Consider the following 20,403-nt stretch of genomic DNA (forward strand, 5'->3'; position numbering starts at 1 on the left):
CGCCTATCAGTTGCGGATCGCAACCAATGTAATTGCGAGTCGCAACTAAAGCAAGCGCCGCGACGTCCACGCCCTCAATCGGCTTTCTTGGACCGCTGAAACGTCACCTCGCCAGCCGGCGCCGGCGGTTTGCGGTGAAACGGCACCTTGCGCAAATACAGGCGCAGCGCCTGCCAGTGGATACGGAACACCACACCCAGCGTCATGAACGGCATGGCCGCCAACGCGCGCAAGAGCGCACCGGTGGCAAGCGGCACGCTCGCGCCGCGAATCTCGGTGTGCAGCAGCGGCTGCGCCTGTTCCGGGTCGTCAAAATAATCAATGCTGGCCACATGCGCACCGCCCACGCTTTTGACGCGAAACCGGTAGCGGCCCGTCACCAGGCAAAACGGCGACACGTGAAACGACTTGTCGCTATGCAGCGCCTGGCCGTCATGGATGACCCCACCGTCCGGCGCGCGCAGCACGTACTGATGGCGTTCGCCGAAAGTGTTGTTGACCTCGGCCACCAGCACGCGCAGATGGCCATCGGTGTCATGTACCTGCCAGAAGCTGACAGGGTTGAACACATGGCCGAACACGCGCGGAAAGCACTGCAACCACACCGCGCCCACGTCGATGTCCGCGCCCGCCATCTCCAGCCGCGACCGCAACCACGCCATGGGGTCGCCGCCGTCGCGCGCGCCATGATCCGAAAAATGAAACGCGACCGGGCGGCGGCGGTTGACCCCGAACAACCAGGACGCGCGGCCGTCGTAGCGTTCGGCCTGATCGATGCGCAGCCGCAGGCAGAACACCGGATACGTAAAGCGGTGCACCACCGGGCGGGTGCGCACATGCAGCACCCGCGCGCGCATCAGTTCGATCAGGCCGGCGTGGTGCAGTGGGCTATTCATGTCGCATCGCCCCACGGCGGGCTGACGCCGAAATCCGCCGCCACGCGAATGGCCGACGCCAGCCCATCCTCATGAAAGCCATACCCCGCCCACGCGCCGCAAAACCACACCCGCGCGCGGCCCTGGATATCGGGCAGTTGGCGCTGCGCCTCGACGGCGTCGGCATCCAGGATGGGGTGCTCGTACTCGTAGCGGCCCAGCACTTGATCCGGCGCGGGCGCGCGCTGCGGGTTCAGCGTCACGATCACGGGCTGCTTGAAGGGCAGCGGCTGCAACACATTGAGCAGGTAGCTGACCGACATGGGCGCATCCGCCGTGGGGCCGGCCAGGTAATTCCAGGCCGACCACACCGAGCGGCGGCGCGGCAGCAGCGCGGTGTCGGTATGCAGCACGGCCACGTTGGGCTGGTAGCGCACGCGCGACAGCACCTCGCGTTCGGCTTCGGTGGCATCAAGCATCGCCAACGACGTCGGCGCATGGCAGGCCAGCACCACGGCATCAAACCGATCAACGTGGCCGCTGGTGCGCACTTCCACGCCATCGGCCAGACGCTTGACGCTATGCACCGGGCTGGACACCCGCACCTGCGCGATGCGCGGCAACATCGCGTCGACATAACGGCGCGCGCCGCCCTGGACGGTTTTCCATTGCGGCCGCCCCGCCACCTGCAACAAGCGGTGGTTCAGGCAGAACGACAGAAAGCTGCGAGCCGGTTGCGCCAGCACCATGCTGGGCGGCGTGGACCAGATGGCGCCGGCCATGGGCAGCAGATACCAGTCGCGCATGGCCTGGCCATAGCCTTCGGCGTCCAGCAGATCGCCCAGCAACGCGTGCGGGCCGCTGCGCGCCAGGTAAGCGGCGGCGTTGCGGTTAAAGCGCAGGATGTCGCGCAGCATGCCCAGGAAGGCGGGGCGCAGCAGGTTGCGGCGTTGCGCGAACACCGTGCCCAAATTGGTGCCGGCCCACTCCAGGTCGGGCTGCGTCAGCGATACGCTGAACGTCATGTCGCTGGCGTGCACCGGAATCGCCAGATGCTTGAACAGTTGCACCAGGTGCGGATACGTCAGGTCGTTGTGCACCAAAAAGCCGGTGTCGACCGGGTGGCTGACGCCGCCCACCGTGGCGTCCACCGTATTGGTATGGCCGCCGACGCGCTTGTCCGCTTCGAACAAGGTGACCGAGAATTTTTCAGACAGCAGCCAAGCCGCGCCCAGGCCGGCGATGCCGCCGCCGATGACGGCGATGCGGCTGCCGGGGGGAACAGGGACAAAAGCGGGACGCGGCGGGACCGGCGCAAAAGCCGGCGTTGCATCGGAGGCGTTCGACATCGGGGTCATCACGGCCGCTGGAAGTTCGTGCGCGCGGCGTCGATCTTTGCGTGGCAGACGCAGCCGCTCATGTGGTCGTTGACCATGCCCACCGCCTGCATGAAAGCGTACATTGTCGTCGGCCCCACAAACGTCCAGCCGCGCGTCTTCAGGGCGCGCGACAGGCCGGCCGATGCCGCCGACGCCGGGTGGCCGTTCCAGTAAGCCAGGTCCACGGTGTGGGGCCGCTCGGTAGCGGCAGGCTCGTGCCGCCATAGCCACGCCGCCAGCGAACCCGTCTCGTCCGCCAACGCCACGGCGCGCCGCGCATTGTTGATGGTGGATACGATCTTGGCGCGGTTGCGCACGATGCCGGCATTGCCCATCAGTCGCTCCACGTCGTGCTCGGTATAACGCGCCACGCGCTCGAAATCGAAATCGTCGAAGGCTTCGCGAAAGGCCTCGCGCTTGCGCAGAATGGTGATCCACGCCATGCCCGCCTGGAAACCTTCCAGGCAGATCTTTTCGTACAGGCGGCGGTCGCTGCCCACGGGCCGGCCCCATTCGTGGTCGTGGTAGTCCGGCATGGACGGCTGCCAGAAGCAGCGCGGGTTGCCCTGCGCGTCCAGGATCAGGCCGGCGGATTCAAGGGCCGCTGCTTCCAGTGCCCCGGCATCTTGCCCCCTGGCTTGCACGCTCCCCTGAAGCGCCATCATTTTTCGCCGGGAACCGGGCAGCTCATGTCGCCTTCCTCGCACTTCAGGTAGGCGCGCAGTTCTTTGGTGCGCGCCTGCGTCAGGGTGTCCAGGCATTGGCTCAGCACCATGGGGTAAACGCTGCCGCCCGTGGTGCCGCTGGACGAGAAGGCACATTCCGCATCGCGAAAAAACAGCCAGGCTTTTTGTGCGCTTTGCAATTGCGTGGTCTTGGTGGCGTCGTCTTTCAGACGCTTCATGACCGTCCGGTAGGCCTGGTTCAGGTCAGCGTCCGACTTGCGGTAGGCCTGATCGGCGCACAGGTTCATGTCGGTCTGCGTGGCGGCGTTGCCGCAATTGATCGGCTGCAGCCGCGGCTGAGGCTGCGACTGCGCCTGCACGCTGGCCGCGAGCAGCACCGCGGTGGCGGCGGCCGTGGCGATCACGATACGCATGGGCGTTTCTCCTGGTGTCTGTGATGAGTTCGATGGGAAAGTGTCGCACGGATGGGGCCTTGCGCGCATGCCGCCCGAGCACGGGTGACCTAAGATAGCGTCCATGAAGATTCAATTGCTCTCCGACCTGCACCTGGAAACCGACCCGACCTTCCTGGCGCGCCCCACGCCCGGCGCCGACCTGTTGGTGCTGGCCGGCGATATCGGTTCGTACCGCCAGGGTTCCAAGCTGACCAGCAACGATTTCGGCCTGGGCAACTACGCCCCCCGCAACGGCTGGCCCACGCCCGTGGTGTTCGTACCCGGCAACCACGAATACGACAATCTGGATTTCGACGAAGCCCACGACCGCCTGCGCGAGCTTTGCCAGGCGCTGGATATCCAATGGCTGGAACGCGAAACCTGTGTCATCAACGGCGTGCGCCTGGTGGGCACCACGCTGTGGACGGATTTCGACGCGCTGGCCAGCAACAGTGACCCCATCGGCGTGGCCTTGGCCAAGCGCGCCAAGGCTTTTCGCGCCGCCGACTTCTATCTGGAAAAGGCGCAGATGCGCCGCCATGGCTCGCCCTTCATGGCCGAACAAATGCGCGAACAGGGTCTGGCCTGCCAGCAATGGCTACGCGACGCCCTGCGTATGCCGTTCGACGGCGCCACCCTTGCCATCACCCACTTTGCCCCCACGCTGGCCAGCGCCGACCCGCGCTACGGCGTCACACCGGGCACGGCGGGGTTCTGCAATGCGCTGGACGACCTGCTGCCGTTGGCCGACTGCTGGATGCACGGCCACCTGCATTGCGCGCACGACTACGTCAAGGACGGCTGCCGGGTGGTCGCCAACCCGCTGGGCTATGCCAAGAAAGGCGAACAGGCCGACTTCGAGCCTGATCGCCTGTGGGAAGTGCCCGTCAGAACTTAAGGCTGGCGCTTAAGCCGTAGGTGCGCGGGTCGCCCGCCTTGACGTAGTCCGACGACTGGAACAGCCAATAGCGCTTGTCCGCCAGGTTGTTGATGCCGGCGCGGAACGTGGTGTCGTAGCCATAGATGCGGGTGTCGTAGGTGGCGCCGATATTGACGATGGCGTAGTCATCCACCTTCACGTTGTTGGACGCGCCCAGCATCGTGTTGCCCGTGTATTTGACGTCGGCGCGCAGCTTCAGGCCCGGCACTTGCGGCACGGAGTACGACAATTGCGCCGCCGCCACCAGCTTGGGCGCGCCCGCCACGCGGTTGCCCGTGTAGGCGTTGCCTTTCTTGTATTCCGAATCCAGGAACATCAGGCTGCCGCCCACGTTCCAGTTCGTGGCCACGCGCGCCGACGCGCCGAGTTCCAAGCCTTGGTAGATGGACTTGCCGTCCTGCGTGAATTCGTTGTTCGCGTTCGCGTATTCCGCCTTTTTCTCGATGCGGAACAGCGCGGCGGTGGCGGCCCAATCATCTTGATTGGTCTTCACGCCCAACTCGTACTGCTTGCTCTTGAGCGGGTCGAGCAAGGCGCCGAAGTTGGCATAGGTGTTGCCCACCGATGAGCCCGGCTCCAGCGATTCGATATAGCTGGCGTAGGCCATGGTCTGCGGCGTGATCTGGTACATGAGCGCCACGGTTGGGGTCAGCACGCCGTTCTTGTCGTAGCTGGACGACTTGGCGCCCGTGGCGTCAAAGCCCGTCTGCTCGTAGTTGGTATAGCGCAGGCCACCCAGCAGCGACCAGCCGCCCGTCAGGTCGATCGTGTCGCTGGCGAACAGGGCCTTTTGCGTAATCTCGGCGGCGCGATACAGGTCCAGGCTGCCTTGGCTGTAATAGGTGTTGGTGTTCTGCGAGCGCAGGTTGCCCGTGCCCTGCAACTGATACACGCCGTTGACGCTGTAGTCGTTCTTCTGCTTCTGCCAGGACGCGCCGGCGACCACGTGGTGCTTGAGCGGGCCGGTAGCGAACTTGCCTTCGATCATGCCCTGCCACTGGTTGTAGGCGTAGGCTTCGCCGTAGTCCGAGCGATAGTCGTCGTAGTCGCCCGCCTGGTTTTGCAGGAACAGCACCGATTCGTTGCGGCGCGTGCGGGTCGAGCTGTAGCTGTAGTCGGTGCGGGCGCTCCAGTTGGACGACAACTGGTATTTCAGGCCGGTGGAGTAGTAGCGGAAATCATTGTCGGCATAGGGGCCTTCGCCCACCATCTTGCCGTTGTCATTGCGCACCGGCGACGGCAACCGGCTGCCCGCCAATTGACCCGCGTAAATGGTGGGTTCCTGCCCGATGGCCTTGCGGTCCTGGTAGATGGATTGGAAGTCCCAGGTCAGCTTGTCGGTCAGCCGCGCATCCAGCGCCAAGGACACCGAATCGCGATACAGCGAACCGCCGTTGTAGGTGTTGCCCTCTTCGTGCGTGGCGTTCAGGCGGTAGCCGAATGTGCCGCTTTCGCCGACGCGTCCGCCCAGATCCACGTGCTGGCGCAGCAGTCCCTTGGACACATAACCCAGTTCAATGCTGCGCACCGGTTCGTCGGTCGGCCTCTTGGTCACGTAGTTGACAATTCCGCCCGGCGAACCAAAGCCATACATGAAGCCCGACGCGCCCTTCAATAGGTCGATCTGTTCAAAATGCTCATACGGCAGCGTCGTCACATAGCTCAGGAAGGGCCTGCCGTCGATGCGGTAGGAATTCTGCCAATCCAGCGGCAGACCGCGCACGGTCAGGTAACTGGCCCAGGCGCCGTACGAGGCGCTGTTGTCGCTGACGGACGCATCCAGGGCGAACACGTCGCCCAGCTTGTTGACCTGCCGTTCCGCCATGTCGGCCGCCGTGACCACGGTGGTTGAAAACGGCGTTTCAAGCTGGCTGCGGTTACCCAGCGCGCCCGTGTTCACCGGTGCCGACAAATGTTCCAGCGTGTCGTCCACCGCCGTGGCCTGCACGGTCACCGTTGGCAGTTGCGCCACATTGGGCGCGTCGGCGGCGGATTGGGCGGATGCCGTCAGGGGGTAGGCCATGGCAATTGCCAAGGCCAGGGCGGCGGGCGGAACCACAGCAGGGTGAAAGGCAGCAGGACGGAAGGCAGCAGAACGGAAGGCAGCGCGCATGACGGCAGGCCGGGCAAGCGTGCGGGCACGGCTCTTCCGGGGGGAAGCAGAACGGACCAAAGCAGATTCTCCAGAGCGGGAGGTCAGAAAGACTGCTTTTTTATTACTAATGGGACTGATTCGCAATCATATTTACGAAATGCCCAGTTCGCCTCGCCCATGAAAAAACCCGCGTTGCGACAACGCGCAACGCGGGCGGGATATTGCTAGTGGCGCGATCAGGGCGCCGGATTCGGATAGCGCGTGTGGATCGCGTCGATCGCTTTCAACACGTCCGGCGACAGCGTCACGTCCACGCTGTCGATGTTTTCCTTCAACTGTTCCAGCGTCGTCGCGCCGATCAAATTGCTGGTGACAAACGGGCGCTGGTTCACCCAGGCCAGCGCCAGGTGCGTGGGCGACACGCCGTGCTCGCGCGCTAGCGCCACGTAGTCGGCGGTGGCGGCTTCGGCCTGCGGATTGCTGTAGCGCGTGAACCGCGTGTAGCGCGTCAGGCGGGCGCCTTCGGGGCGGGCGCCGTTCAGATACTTGCCGCAAAGCATGCCCATCGCCAGCGGCGAATACGCCAGCAGGCCCACCTGTTCGTGGTGGGTAAATTCAGACAGCCCAATTTCAAACACGCGGTTCAACAGGCTGTAGGCGTTCTGGATCGACACGACGCGCGGCAGATCCTGGGTGTCCGCATGACGCAGGAACTGCGACAGGCCCCACGGCGTTTCGTTGGACACGCCCACGTGGCGGACCTTGCCCGCGCGCACGAAATCCTGCAACACCGACAGGGTTTCTTCGATCGGCACGGTGTGCTCGTCTTCCACCCAGGGGTAGTTCAACTGGCCGAAGGTGGCGGTGGTGCGGTCGGGCCAGTGCAGCTGATACAGGTCCAGGTAATCCGTCTGCAAGCGCTTCAGGCTGGCGTCCAGCGCTTCGGTCAGGTTCTTGCGGTCCAGGAAGGTCTTGCCGTCGCGGATGTGGCCGGGGCGCTTGGGGTCGCGCACCGGGCCGGCCACCTTGCTGGCCAGCACGATGTCCTGGCGGCGCTTGCTGCGCGCCAGCCAGGTGCCGATATAGGTTTCGGTCAGCCCTTGCGTTTCGGGCTTGGGCGGCACGGGGTACATCTCGGCCACGTCGACCAGGTTGACGCCGCGCGACAGCGCGTAGTCCAGTTGCTGATGGGCTTCGGCCTCGGAATTCTGCTCACCCCAGGTCATGGTGCCCAATCCAATCAGGCTGACATCCAGGTCGGTACGGCCGAGTTTGCGGGTTTTCAAGTTCTGCTCCGTGCGGGTCTTCAGAGGGGAAAGCCGACACCTTACTCCAAGATGTTGGCGTTTCGCTGACAGCCATCGGGCATGTCAGATCTTGCCGCCGCCAGGCAATCCGCATACGCTGGCGACTGTCCGACGGGGAGCGCCATGCTCAGGAACTTCAACGAGTCTTATCTCTTCTTCATCGGCGTCATCGTTCTCCTGGGCGTCATCGAGCTCTGCTTCCGGCTGGGCCGCAAGCAGCGCAAGCCGGCCGACGAAGCGCACAAGACCCACATCACCGCACTGCAAACCGCCCTGCTCGGCCTGCTGGCCTTGCTGCTGGGCTTCACCTTCGCCATGTCCGTCACGCGGTTCGAGGCGCGCAAGAACCTGGTGCTGGAAGAGGCCAACGCCATCGGCAACGCTTACTGGCGGTCCCAGTTGATTGCCCCCGCCGCCCGCGAACAGGTGCCGCGCCTGCTGCTTGAATACATCAACGCCGCCCTGGAACTGCACGACGCCGAAAACGACACCGCGCGCTTCGACGCCGCCAACGTCACCACGCGCCGCATCGAACGCCAGATCCGCACCATCACGGCCGCCAACGCCGACAACCCGCCGGCCATCGCCACCATCATGTTCATCCAGGCCATCAACGAGATGGCGCAAGTCAACGAAAAGCGCCGCGTGGCGCTGGAAAACCACGTGCCCGAACCGGTGTTCTACCTGCTCTTCATCGTCAGCATCGGCTCGGTGGGTTTCATCGCCTACGGCACCGGCCTGCACGCCCGCAGGCGGCTGACATCAACCGGCCTGTTCGCCGCGTTGATCGCGCTGGTGCTGACCTTCATCGTCGACATCGACCAACCCGGAACGGGCGTCATCCAAGTCAGCCAGGAAAGCATGGAGCGCATGCAGAAGACGTTGGAAAGCGAGTTGTAGCGGGCGCGGCGAGCGAGGACGAATCGCTCAAAAAGAAAAAGGCCCCTGACGGGGGCCTAGTTCAACCTGCTAATCGGACCTCTTGATTATCGTCACGCTTGGGTGACAACCCAATGGGCGGGGGCAACGCACGGCTTTCGCCGCTCCGTTTACACGTTACCAGCGGCGATCATACCGGTGATCCCGCCCGCCATCAACCGCCCGCCAGCACCCGTTTCAGAAATGGCGCCGTGGCGCCCTTGCCGCTGCGGCTGACGTCCGCTGGCGCGCCTTCGGCCACGATGTGGCCGCCTTCTTCGCCCGCGCCGGGGCCGACGTCGATCATCCAGTCGCTGTTGGCGACCACGCGCAGGTCGTGTTCCACGACCACGACCGTGTTGCCCGCGTCGACCAGCCCATGCAATTGGGCCATCAGCTTATCCACATCGGCCGCGTGCAGGCCGGTGGTGGGTTCGTCCAGCACGTACAGGGTGTTGCCGCGCTGGCTGCGTTGCAGTTCGGTGGCCAGCTTGATGCGCTGGGCTTCGCCACCGGACAGTTCCGTGGCGGGTTGGCCCAGCCGCAGGTAGCCCAGGCCGATCTCATGCAACAGGGACAGCGGGCGTTGCACCACGGGTTCTTCGTTGAAGAACGCCAGCGCCTCGTCCACCGTCATCGCCAGCACCTGGGCGATGTTGCGGCCGTTCCATTCGATTTCCAGCGTCTTGGCGTTGTAGCGGCTGCCGTGGCACACCGGGCACGGCGCGTACACGCTGGGCATGAACAACAGTTCCACGTGCACGAAGCCTTCGCCTTCGCAGGTGTCGCAACGGCCTTGCGCCACGTTGAACGAAAAGCGGCCCGCGCCATAGCGCCGCGACTTGGCGGCGCGGGTGGCCGCGAACAGTTTGCGCACGTGGTCGAACAGCCCGGTGTAGGTGGCCAGGTTGGACCGGGGCGTGCGGCCAATGGGCTTCTGGTCCACGTTCACCAGGCGCTTGATGGCGTCGGCGCCCGAGTCGATACGACCGGTCGTGCGCGGCGGGCCATCGGCCTGCGGCAGATCTCCATCGGCTTCTTCCGCGACCGGTTCCTGCCCCAGATGTTCGCCGATCAGTTCAACCAGCGCCTGGCTGACCAGGCTGGACTTGCCCGAGCCCGACACGCCCGTCACCGCCGTGAACGCGCCCAACGGAAAGCGCGCGTCTATGCCGTGCAGGTTGTTGCGATGGATGCCGCGCAGCGACAGCCAGCCCGAGGGCTCGCGCACGGCTGCCCTGCCGGCCGGCGCCGGGTTGAACAGATAGCGCGCGGTCAGCGACGCCGGCACCTTCTTCAAGCCTTCCGGCGGGCCGCTGTACAGCACCTGCCCGCCATGCTGGCCCGCGCCCGGCCCCACGTCCACCAGCCAATCGGCGCGGCGCAGCGTGTCCAGGTCATGTTCGACCACGAACAGGGTATTGCCCGCGTCCTTCAGTTGGTCCAGCGCGCGGTGCAGCGCCTGTCCGTCGGCCGGGTGCAGGCCGGCCGAGGGCTCGTCCAGCACATACACGACGCCGAACAGATTGGATCGGATCTGCGTGGCCAGGCGCAGCCGTTGCAGCTCGCCCGGAGACAGCGTGGGCGTGGCGCGGTCCATCGCCAGATAGCCCAGGCCCAGCGCCTGCAAGGTACCAATGCGCTCGACCAGATCGTGCGCGATGCGTTGCGCAGCGATGCGTTTTTCCGGCGACAGGTCGGGCGTGCGGCGCACATCGGTGCTGCCCGTGTGCGCCAAGCCGCCGGCCGCCACGCGGCGCGCGTTGTCCTTGCGGGTGGTGGCGCGGCTGCGCGCGGCGTCCGTGGCGGGCGCATCGAACTGGCCGCGCGCGGCCGGGGTCAGCACCTCGGCGATCCGCGCCAAGGGCAGGCGCGACAGGCTGCCGATGTCCAGGCCGGCGAACGTCACCGACAAGGCCTCGGGCTTCAAGCGGCGGCCGTCGCATACTGGGCACGCCGTGCCCGTCATGAACCGCGCCACGCGCTTTTTCATCATCGCGCTTTGGGTCGTGGCGAAGGTGTGCATCACGTAGCGGCGCGCGCCGGTGTAGGTGCCCATGTAGCTGGGTTCCTGCTTGGCGCGCAAGGCGGCGCGCGTTTCGGCCGGCGTGAAACCCGCGTAGACGGGCACCGTGGGCTGCTCATCGGTGTACAGGATCCAGTCGCGGTCTTTCTTTTTCAGGTCGCGCCACGGAATGTCGACGTTGTAGCCCAGCGTGACCAGGATGTCGCGCAGGTTCTGGCCGTGCCAGGCGGGCGGCCAGGACGCAATGGCGCGCTCGCGGATGGTCTTCGATGGGTCGGGCACCATCGACGCCTCGGTCACGTCGTAGACGTAGCCCAGGCCGTGGCAATTGGGGCAGGCGCCCTGCGGGGTGTTGGGCGAGAAGTCTTCGGCGTACAGCATGGGCTGGTTGGCCGGATAGGTGCCGGCACGCGAATACAGCATGCGCAACATGCTGGACAAGGTGGTGACGCTACCCACCGTAGAGCGCACGTTGGGCGTGCCGCGCTGCTGTTGCAGCGCCACCGCCGGCGGCAGCCCTTCGATGGCGTCGACATCCGGCACGCCTACCTGATCGATCAGGCGTCGTGCATAGGGCGACAGCGATTCCAGATAGCGCCGCTGCGCTTCCGCGTACAACGTGCCGAACGCCAGCGATGATTTGCCCGATCCGGACACCCCCGAAAACACGACGAGCGCGTCTCTTGGAATATCCACATCGACGTTCTTCAGATTGTGTTCACGCGCGCCGCGAACGCGGATGCAGGCATCGGCGCGGGGTTTGGCGGGGCGTTTGGCGCGGGGCTTGGCGGGAGGCTGTCGTGGGCTCATCGAGCCATAGTAAAGGACACCCCCTGCCCCGATCCAGACCCGGGATCACCCCATCCGCAGGTCTGCGACCTGGCGCGCCAGGTCCAGGTATTTGCGACGCAGGATCTCTTCCGCCTGGTCTCGCGGGGCCATCGGGTCGTTCTCGGTTTCGTCCAGCTTCGCGGCCTGCACCAAAGACAGCAGGTTGCGCGAATTCGATTCGGACGACGGCGTGAAGGACTGGTCGACCTGCTTGCCCTTGATGAACCTGGACACCTGCGTGCTTTGCGTGCGCGATTCGTTCAGCGTTGCCGTCGCCAGCACGCCTTCCTGATAGCCCACGTCCGTCTTGCTGCTTGTGGTGTCATGAATCTGGAAGTACAGATAGTTCTGCGACTTCTCGTCCTGGGTCAGCGCCAACTGCACGTCCGGCGACAGCGACCGGTGATAGCTGGCGGTCAGCGCGGACTGCTGCGTTTGCGAGACCGCCAGATCCCAACCCGCCTTGCCCGACACCTGGCTGCTTTGCGAAGCCTGGAACGAAAAGCCGTCGAGCTCCTTGGGGCGCGCCGGGTTGCTGGCGTCTCGCACCTGCTCGATCGACGCCGAGAAATCCGCCAGGCCGGACAACAGGCTGCGATGCGCATCCGCGGCGGGCAAGCGGCGCATGCTGGTGTCCGCCGCCGGAACCTGCGCCGCGCCGTAGCTGGTGTGCATGGCCGCGAACACGTCCTTGAACGTGCCCATCAGCGCCTCGTCGCCCGAGCCCCGGCGCTGCGCGCGGTCAAACTGCTGCAAATATTTGGAGACGGCGGCCGACTGTTGCTCGGCCGAGCCCAGCGTAACCGGGCGGGTCAGGTCCAAATCCACCTTGACCACGCCCATGACGCTGGACACGGTCAGGCTCTTTTGCTTGGCGTCCGCCTGAAATTCGACGGTCTGCTCGGCGCCGTCCACCATGCGGGTTTGGTGCAGACTGATCGAGGACAGCAAGGGCGAACTGCCGTTGGCCAACTTCGTCAGCGACCAGCGCGGCGGCACTTCCGCCAGGCCGTCCAGCGCATCCTGGAACGCGCCCGACAACGCGGCGATGGCGCGGCGTTCGTCTTCGTTCAATTCCCCTTCGGCCACGTCGATCTGCACGGCCATGCCTTCCTTGCCGCTTTGCAGGGTGACTTGCACCTTGACGCCGCTGGCCGTGGCGATGCGCAGCGACACCGCGTTGTCCGGCTGAAGCTCGGCTTCCGACAGGGGGCCGGCGTCGGCGGCGGCTGACGCCGCGATGCGAGTGGCGGGCATCCACTGGGAATGGCTGCCGCCGTCGGTACGCAAACGGTTCAGCACCGCTGCGCCCACGTCGGCGAACGGGCTGACGCGGGTGCGCGCGTCCACGCTCTTGGACATCGCAATGGCCAGGGCATCCGGCACGGTCCCCGTTTCGTCGTACACCGAGCCGGCGGTGGTGGAAACGCCTTGGCCCAGCATCACGACCGACGATTTCGCGGAACCGGCCGCCTGGGCCGGATCGACAGCGGGGTTGACGATTTGCCCCGCGCGAATGACGGTAACGGGCGTGCTAAGCGGGGCGGCGCCGGTCGCGCCTGCCAACGAGCTGATGACGGTCATTGAGCATCCACATGGGGCAGCGTCTGCCCGGGTTTTGTCTGAATTCTTGTTAGAGCTTCTAACGTGTTAACGGCAGGCCCGAACAAAAATTAACCACGCCCGTGCATTGCCCGTGCATTGCCCTCCCGGCGTTGCCCCCGTATTGCTCACGAATCAGATCCGGCCCGGCGTCAGACCGCGTGGCGCGCCAAAAACTCCCGCACCGCCTCCAGCACCACCGCCTCGGTTTCCCGATGCGGTACATGGCCGCAGCCCGCCAGCGCCAGCATGCGCGTCGGCCCGGCCGCCAGCGCAGTCAGCTTTTCCGGATGGCGCATGGAGCCGTACTCGTCGTTTTCACCATGGATGGCCAGTAGCGGCTGGCTCACGCGCGGCAGCGTCGCGTCAAGGTTCCAGTCGGCGAATTCAGCCGACTGCCAGGTGTGCACCCAGGCATCCAGCACCCACTGCGCCTTGTCGCCGTGATAGCGCTTCAGGCGTTCAAGTTGGGCGGGATCCTGGAATTGTTCACCGGCTTCGCGGATGCCCGCCAGCGTGCGGTCTTCCACGAATTCCTGGGCGGATTCGGTGATGACGCCCACGCAGCGTTGCGGGAACGCCGCGGCAATCGCCACCGCCATGCCACCGCCCACGCTATGGCCGAATGCGATGAAGCGCGACAGTGAATAGTGGTCGGCCAGGGCGGCGAAGGCGTCTTCGGCCTCGGCGAAGACGAAGTCAGCGCTCAGCGTGCCGGGGTGAGGGTCCGACTGGCCAAAGCCCAGGCGGTCGTAGGCGATGACGGCGCGGCCCGTGGCCTGGGCCAGATGGGCCGGGAAGTCGCGCCACAGGCCGACGCTGCCCAGTGAATCATGCAAGAGCACGATGGGGGTGTCCGCGCCCGGCCAGCGGCGGGCGTAGATGCGGCCGTGGCGGGAGGGGATCATTGCGTCCTGGGGCGTTGCGGCGGCGGCGTCGGCCATCTTCATCCATCCTTGGTTCGATCTCGGTAGACGGATTCTGCTGCCAAGCGCGCCGCCGGGCAACTCCCCGGGGTGAGCCGAGCCGGCCCCGGGGGGCCGCTCTGGGGGTTGCTCTGGGGTTGCTCTGGGGTTGCTCTGGGGTTGCGCTGGGGTTGCTCCGAACGGCCGTGCTTATGCCGCGTGCCCTAACGCCAGCCGCTGGTTCCCCAGGCTTTGGTTGCCCATGCCTTGATTGCCCTGCCCCTGCACATCGCCACGCAGCTTGAACAGCCCCACCGTATCCGCCAGCACGCGCGCCTGGTCGCTCAGCATGGCCGAGGCCGCGGCGGATTCCTCCACCAGGGCCGCGTTCTGTTGCGTGGCCTGGTCCATGTCGGCCACACTGCGGTCGATCTGGCTGATGCCCACGCTTTGCTCCGTCATGGCCCCGTGGATTTCATTCACCAGGCGCTGCACACGGGCAATGCCGTCCACGATTTCGCTCATGGTCGAACCCGCCGCCTGCACCCGCTCGGTGCCGCTCTTCACGTTTTCCACCGAGGCCTGGATCAGCGTGCGGATCTCTTGCGCGGACGCCGCGCTGCGCTGCGCCAGCGTGCGCACTTCGCCCGCCACCACGGCAAAGCCACGGCCTTGTTCGCCCGCGCGCGCGGCTTCCACGGCGGCGTTGAGCGCCAGGATGTTGGTCTGGAACGCAATGCTGTCGATCACGCTGATGATCTCGGTGATGCGTTGCGACGACTGCGAAATCGCGCTCATTGTCGTCACCGCATCCGTCACCACCTTGCCGCCGCGCTCGGCCGCCACGCTGGCCTCCGAGGCCAGGCGCTTGGCGTGTTCAGCGGCTTCTTCCGTCTGGCGCACGCTGGAGGTCATCTGCGTCAGCGCCGACGAGGTCTCCTGCAAGGAGCCCGCCGACGTTTCCGTACGCTGGGACAGATCGCGGTTGCCCATGTCGATCTCGCGCGTGGCGGCCGACATCGAATGCACGCCCGCGCGCACGTCCAGCATCACCTTGCTGATTTTGTCGACAAAGGCGTTGAACGACGCCGAAATCTGCGCCACTTCGTCGTGGCCCACCACCGCCAGGCGGTGCGTCATGTCGCCGTCGCCCGAACCGATGGTGTCCATGGCGTCGCGCACGGCCGACAGGCGCTTGAAGGCGCGCGACGTCACCACGCTGGCGATGCCCACGGCCACCAGGGTCAGCACCACCAGCGAAATCAGCGTGGCGTTCAGCACTTGCGTCAGGCCGGCCGTGGCTTCGGCCTGGTCCAGCGCAATCACCAGCGACCAGTCGGTGCCGGGAATGTGGCGCGCCTTGATCAGCTTGGGTTCGCCGTCCAGGTTGACGGTGATGGGTTCGGCGCCGTCGCGCGCCATGGCCGTCAGCGCGGCGGCGGTCAATGCCGGGGCCACGTCGGTGGACGGCTTCAACGCCAGCTTGTCGTTCACGTGCGAGATGACCTGGCCGTCGGCCGCCACCACGAACGCCAGGCTGGACGGCGTGGGGCGAATGGCGCGGATGATGCTCTGGATGCCGTCCAGCGGCACGGCGCCGCTCAGCACGCCCGTCGTCTGCCCGCCACGGATCATCGGGGCGGTGAAGGCCACGTAGAGCTTGCCGGTGCCCGAGTCGCCATACGGCTTGGTGACGGTGAGCTTGCCCGCCGCCACCGCGCTCTTGTACCAGGGCCGCGCGGTGGGGTCGTAGTCAGCCGCGGTTTGCGTGGTTGAAAAAAATGTCTTGTCCGACCAGCCAATGGTCGAAATGGGAAAGCCGTTGGTCTCGCCCATCAGTTTGGTCAGGCCGCGCGGGTCGCCCTTTTCAACGACGGCGGCGGTGGCGGTCACGGCCTGGGCCTTGTCGTGCGACCAGCGCTCGATGGCGCTGGCGTTACCGGCCGCGATGGCGTCCAGGTTGCCCGAGATGGTCGCCATCATGTTGCTGCGCACGATCTGGTAGGTGGTGACGCCCGACAGCACCAGGGCGCCGACGACGGTAAAGCAGGTGATCAATAAGATGCGGTTGCGCAACGAGGTGATTTTCATTCTTGCCTTCTGACTGCCACGACCCATGCCGGACGGCACGGGGATGCGGCGCGCCAGGGAATGCGGGAAAGCGGCGGCCACGAAGGGCTTACGGCAGGGGCAGCCGAACCTTTAGCCAGGCGCGACGCAATCGGTCTTTGGTCGTGGATGGCGGGCGCCGCTTATTGATAAGCCGACGCGCCCGCAGAGGCGCCTATTCGCAGAGGCTCTTATTGTTGAGCCGGCACTTCCGCCGTCGCCGGCGCCGCATCGTCCTGCGCCACGGCCGCCACGGCGGGGCGCGACGCCAGTTCCTCCAGCAGATCCGCCGACGGCACGAAGAACAGCCCGCCCGTCACGGCGCGGCTGTAGTCCAGCAAGCGGTCGTAGTTGCCCGCCGGACGGCCCACGAACATGTTTTCCAGCATCTGCTCGATCGGCGCGGGCGAACGCGCGTAGCCGATGAAATACGTGCCGAATTCGCCCATGCCTGCCCGGCCGAATGGCATGTTGTCGCGCAGGATCTTGATTTCTTCGCCGTTTTCTTCCAGCGTGGTCAAGGCGCTGTGGGAAGACGCCGGCTTGATGTCGTCGTCCAGTTCCACGTTGGACAGCTTGTGCCGCCCGATGACGCCTTCCTGGCTTTCCACGGTCAACGCATTCCACGCGGCCATGTCGTGCAGGTACTTCTGCACCAGCACGTAGCTGCCGCCCGCGAACTCGGAGTCTTCATCGCCGATGACGGTGAAATGCACGGCTTCGCGCCCCTCGGGGTTTTCGGTGCCGTCGACAAAACCGATGATGGCGCGGCGATCGAAGTAGCGAAAGCCGTGCACTTCATCCACCACCGTCACCGCGTCGCCCAGGCCGTCCATCAACAAGGTTGCGACTTCAAAGCACAGGTCCATGGCGTCGGCGCGGATATGCAGCAGGATGTCGCCCGGGGTCGACACGGCCACGCGCTCGCCGTCGCCGAAGACGCGGAACGGGTGCAGGTTGGCCGGGCGCGGCTGCCCGAACAAGGCATCCCAGGCGTTGGAGCCGAACGCACACACACAGGACAGGTTTTCCAAGGGCGAGCGCGTGTTGACCGTACGCACACGGGCCGCCACGTCTTCGCACCAGGCCCGCACGGTGGCGGCGGCGTCGGCGCCGGGGTTGATCGTGGCCACGATAAAGATGGCGTGGCGCGTCGTGGGGCTGTGGACGGCTTGGGATTCGGGCGGAAAGTCGGGCATGGGAGGACTCAAGAAGGCGAGGGGAACACCGCCGAAATTGTATCCGGCTGCCCCTACGCCTTCTTGAATGATTGAACGCGCCGTTGAACGATGTATCGCTGCGCGGCCCGCTGTTTGCTTGCCCTTCGGCGCCCGCCCTAGAAGCGGTACATCACCCCCACCGAGCCGAACACGTTGGTCTTGCGCTCGGTCAGCGGGCTGTCGCGCGCGTCGCCCAGCAGCGTGTTGACGCCGATGGTGGACACCGTGCTCCAGCTTGGGTTGATGCGATAAGACCAGGTGGTGTACAGCGCCGCCGACTTGAAGCCGGACGACGGCGAGTACGTCGACAGGCCTTCGCGGCTGCGGGCGGCTTGCGACGAGGTCACGCCGAACCAGGTCTGCATGGCGTCATGGTTGGCCCATTCCGTGCTGACGCCCACCTGCACCGTATGCTGTTCGGTCTTGAGCGCCGCGTAGGACGCGCGCAGTTCCATCGTGCCGCCATAGCCGCTGCGCGCTGCCTGCTTGTAGCCCGCGCCCAGCGAGTAGCGGCCGGGCCGCCATTCTACATAGGCCCCGTAGGCGCCGTGGAACTTGATGTCGTCCAGGCCCTTGGTGCGATCGGCGTCGTCGGCCTTGCGCCCCAGGCTCAAGCCCACGAACACGCCGGCGTCAAGATCAGGCGCCAACGACGTCTTCAAGCCCATGGCGGGCAGGCCCATGCGGGGCGTGATGAAAAAATTGCCGGAATGGTAGTTGATGAGCGGCACGGGCAGCGCGCGATATTCGCTGGACCCTTCATAGACCGGAATGGCTCCGACCCCTAATCCTATGCCGTTCGTGGCCTGCGCCTGCGCGGCGCCGGCGCCGCCAAACACCGCGCCGGCCATCAGGCCTCTTGCTACTATACCCATCCGCATCAGGGCTTCCTTTCGTTCATGACAGTGGCCGTGGGCAAGCGCCCCGGGATTGGCCTGCATTGTCCTGATCAACTTTTAATATTTCTTTAAGACCCCGCCGCGCCGTGCCTGGCGGCGCTCTGGAGTGTGCGTGCGTATCCTGCTTGTCGAAGACGATCCCATGCTGGGCGATGCCTTGCGTGCGGGCCTGGCCGAAGACGGGGCCGACGTGAACTGGGCACGCACCTTGCCCGAGGCGCAACTGGCGTTGGTGGACCACGGCTATCACGCCGTGCTGCTGGACCTGGGCTTGCCCGCCGGCAGCGGGCTGACGCTGTTGAAGACGCTGCGCGGCCGGTTCGACACTACCCCCGTATTGATCATCACCGCGCGCGACCGACTCAGCGAACGCATTCAGGGGCTGGACGCGGGCGCCGACGATTACCTGGTCAAGCCCTTTCAACTGGACGAATTGCTGGCGCGCCTGCGCGCCGTGCTTCGGCGCAGCAGCAACAGCGTGGTGTCGGCGCTGCGTTGCCGCGACGTGGTGCTGGAACCCGCGGGGCGCGTCGTCAAGCGAGGTGGCCAGGAAGTCAGCCTGAGCGCGCATGAATATCACACGCTGTTGGCGCTGATGCAGCGCATGGGCCACACCGTCAGCCGCGACCAATTGGAATTGGCGGTCTATGGCAGCAGCGGCACCATCGAAAGCAACACCGTGGCGGTGTACATCCATCAATTGCGGCGCAAGCTGGGCGACGGGCTGATCGAAACGCAGCACGGCCTGGGCTACCGCATGGTGGCGGGCGCGACGCCATGACGACGCTGCGCCGACGGCTTGCCATCACCCTGCTGCTGGCCGTGCTGGCCACGTGGCTGATTGCGGTCTTGCTGGTCTATGTGCAGCAGACGCGCGCCGAAACCGGCATGCTGGACCAAAGCGTGCGCTACGGCGCGCAAAAGGTGCTGCTGTCCTTGCCCACCAGCCTGCTGCAAGCCGAGCCCTTGCACGAAGAAGACCGTTTTGAGTTGCCGGCGTCGTCCCGTTTCGACGGGGAAACCTCGAACTTCCAGGTCTGGTCCTTGGCCGACAAGCGGCTTATCGTGCGCTCGCCGACCGCGCCCGATGCCCCCATGGTGCCAAGCTTTCAAGACAGTTTCCAGGACGTCACGGTGCGCGGCGAATCCTGGCGCGTCTATGCCTTGTCGGATGCAGACGGGCTGGTGCAGGTGCAGTTCGCCAAGTCGATCGATCAAGTGCAGCACGACACCGTGACGCGCATGTGGAACGGGCTGTGGTTCTTCAGCGCGCTTTTCCTCACGCTGACGGGTCTGACGTGGCTGGTGATACGCCGCGCCTTCCGCCCCGTGGACCGTGCGCGAGACGCCATCGTGAACCGCACCGGCATGGACCTGACCCCGGTGCCCACCTCGGGCATGCCGGGCGAACTGCGGCCATTCATCGGCGCCATCAACGGCTTGCTGGAACGCCTGTCGGCATCGTTGGACCGGGAACGGCGCTTTCTGGCCGATGCGGCGCACGAACTGCGCACGCCGCTGGCGGCGCTAAGCGCCTATGCCGACCTGGCCTTGCGCAGCGACAGCGAGCAGGCGCGCGGCCAGGCGGTGGAACAACTGCGCAATGTGGCGTTGCGCACGTCGCGGCTGGCTGAACAGTTGCTGGAACAGGCGCGCATGCAAGCGCAGGGCGAAGGCGAGATCGAGCCCGTGCCGCTGGACCACCTGGTGGAAATGATTGCGCGCGACAGCGAAGTGCTGGCCACCACCAAGCAGCAACGCATCATCCTGGACACCCACGCCACCACTCTGCCCGGCAATGTCGACGCGCTGGGGGTGCTGGTGCGCAACCTGCTGGACAACGCCCTGCGCTACACACCCGAAGGCGGCTGCGTGAAAGTCGGCTGCGGCCCCCTGCCGCAAGGCGGCGCCCACCTGACCGTGGCGGACAACGGACCCGGCATTGCCGTCGCCGAACGCGAGCGCGTGTTCGACCGTTTCTACCGCATGCCCGGCGCCACCGAGCGTGGCAGCGGCATCGGGTTGTCGTTGGTGGCGCAGATTGCGGCGTGCCATGGCGCACGGGTGGAATGGGGCCCGGGACTGGACGGCCGCGGCGTCGGAATCACCATTCATTTCGCCCAGATTCACGCGCCCCTTCGGGTATAGTCTGGAACTCTTTGCCGCCCCCCAGGAAA

General features: G+C 65.7%; 16 protein-coding genes. 4 read left to right on the top strand and 12 right to left on the bottom strand.

Translation table 11 applies throughout. The features are described 5' to 3' along the window. Positions 1 to 74: 74 nt before the first annotated feature. From M2361_RS14065 to M2361_RS14080, 4 genes are all read right to left on the bottom strand, one after another. Positions 75 to 896: a DUF1365 domain-containing protein gene (locus M2361_RS14065; RefSeq protein WP_259249881.1), complete on the bottom strand. Its 822-nt coding sequence runs from the start codon at positions 894 to 896 to the stop codon at positions 75 to 77. Continuing rightward, positions 893 to 2,224 carry an NAD(P)/FAD-dependent oxidoreductase gene (locus tag M2361_RS14070; protein ID WP_259249883.1) on the bottom strand — a complete coding sequence of 444 codons (1,332 nt, stop codon included), beginning with the start codon at positions 2,222 to 2,224 and terminating at the stop codon, positions 893 to 895. Before M2361_RS14070 ends, M2361_RS14065 begins: the two co-directional genes overlap by 4 nt. Before the next feature lie 8 nt (positions 2,225 to 2,232). Further along, entirely contained in the window at positions 2,233 to 2,790 is a 558-nt protein-coding gene (locus tag M2361_RS14075) for a DNA-3-methyladenine glycosylase I (protein ID WP_259251485.1), read from the bottom strand. A 125-nt stretch (positions 2,791 to 2,915) separates the two neighbouring features. Next, the gene (locus M2361_RS14080) at positions 2,916 to 3,353 is read right to left on the bottom strand and encodes a lysozyme inhibitor LprI family protein (protein WP_259249884.1); all 438 of its coding nucleotides are present in this window, start codon (positions 3,351 to 3,353) and stop codon (positions 2,916 to 2,918) included. Positions 3,354 to 3,456: 103 nt separating this feature from the next. Between M2361_RS14080 and M2361_RS14085 the strand changes: the two genes are divergently transcribed. Then, positions 3,457 to 4,272: a metallophosphoesterase gene (locus tag M2361_RS14085; RefSeq protein WP_259249885.1), complete on the top strand. Its 816-nt coding sequence runs from the start codon at positions 3,457 to 3,459 to the stop codon at positions 4,270 to 4,272. Here the strand turns inward: M2361_RS14085 and M2361_RS14090 are convergent. Together M2361_RS14090 and M2361_RS14095 are read right to left on the bottom strand one after the other, a co-directional pair. Beyond that, positions 4,262 to 6,337: a TonB-dependent siderophore receptor gene (locus M2361_RS14090; protein WP_259249886.1), complete on the bottom strand. Its 2,076-nt coding sequence runs from the start codon at positions 6,335 to 6,337 to the stop codon at positions 4,262 to 4,264. The genes M2361_RS14085 and M2361_RS14090 overlap by 11 nt on opposite strands. Before the next feature lie 308 nt (positions 6,338 to 6,645). Then, a complete protein-coding gene (locus M2361_RS14095) occupies positions 6,646 to 7,695 on the bottom strand; it encodes an NADP(H)-dependent aldo-keto reductase (protein WP_259249888.1) in 1,050 nt (349 codons plus the stop codon). 144 nt (positions 7,696 to 7,839) lie between these two features. On the opposite strand from M2361_RS14095, the gene M2361_RS14100 reads away from it, so the two are divergent. Continuing rightward, positions 7,840 to 8,616, top strand: a complete 777-nt coding sequence (locus M2361_RS14100; RefSeq protein WP_100854650.1) for a DUF4239 domain-containing protein — start codon at positions 7,840 to 7,842, stop codon at positions 8,614 to 8,616. Positions 8,617 to 8,809: 193 nt separating this feature from the next. Here M2361_RS14100 and M2361_RS14105 read toward each other — a convergent pair whose 3' ends face one another. From M2361_RS14105 to M2361_RS14130, 6 genes are all read right to left on the bottom strand, one after another. Continuing rightward, positions 8,810 to 11,470 (bottom strand): excinuclease ABC subunit UvrA, encoded by a 2,661-nt coding sequence (locus M2361_RS14105; RefSeq protein ID WP_259249893.1) that lies wholly within the window; start codon positions 11,468 to 11,470, stop codon positions 8,810 to 8,812. A 45-nt stretch (positions 11,471 to 11,515) separates the two neighbouring features. Further along, complete coding sequence (locus M2361_RS14110) at positions 11,516 to 13,075, bottom strand: hypothetical protein (protein ID WP_259249895.1); 1,560 nt, start codon at positions 13,073 to 13,075, stop codon at positions 11,516 to 11,518. Between the two features lie 170 nt (positions 13,076 to 13,245). Beyond that, on the bottom strand, positions 13,246 to 14,037 hold the full coding sequence (locus tag M2361_RS14115; protein WP_259249896.1) for an alpha/beta fold hydrolase: 792 nt from the start codon (positions 14,035 to 14,037) through the stop codon (positions 13,246 to 13,248). 171 nt (positions 14,038 to 14,208) lie between these two features. Beyond that, a complete protein-coding gene (locus tag M2361_RS14120) occupies positions 14,209 to 16,089 on the bottom strand; it encodes a methyl-accepting chemotaxis protein (protein WP_259249898.1) in 1,881 nt (626 codons plus the stop codon). 209 nt (positions 16,090 to 16,298) lie between these two features. Then, on the bottom strand, positions 16,299 to 17,306 hold the full coding sequence (locus tag M2361_RS14125) for a Dyp-type peroxidase (protein ID WP_259249899.1): 1,008 nt from the start codon (positions 17,304 to 17,306) through the stop codon (positions 16,299 to 16,301). 137 nt (positions 17,307 to 17,443) lie between these two features. Then, complete coding sequence (locus tag M2361_RS14130; RefSeq protein WP_259249901.1) at positions 17,444 to 18,208, bottom strand: MipA/OmpV family protein; 765 nt, start codon at positions 18,206 to 18,208, stop codon at positions 17,444 to 17,446. 130 nt (positions 18,209 to 18,338) lie between these two features. Between M2361_RS14130 and M2361_RS14135 the strand changes: the two genes are divergently transcribed. Further along, complete coding sequence (locus tag M2361_RS14135; RefSeq protein ID WP_259249902.1) at positions 18,339 to 19,007, top strand: response regulator transcription factor; 669 nt, start codon at positions 18,339 to 18,341, stop codon at positions 19,005 to 19,007. Next, positions 19,004 to 20,374, top strand: coding sequence for an ATP-binding protein (locus tag M2361_RS14140; protein ID WP_259249904.1), 1,371 nt, complete (start codon positions 19,004 to 19,006; stop codon positions 20,372 to 20,374). Before M2361_RS14135 ends, M2361_RS14140 begins: the two co-directional genes overlap by 4 nt. Positions 20,375 to 20,403: the final 29 nt, after the last annotated feature.

Source organism: Achromobacter sp. JUb104 (genome assembly GCF_024806975.1).
Taxonomy (GTDB): Bacteria; Pseudomonadota; Gammaproteobacteria; order Burkholderiales; family Burkholderiaceae_B; genus Achromobacter; species Achromobacter spanius.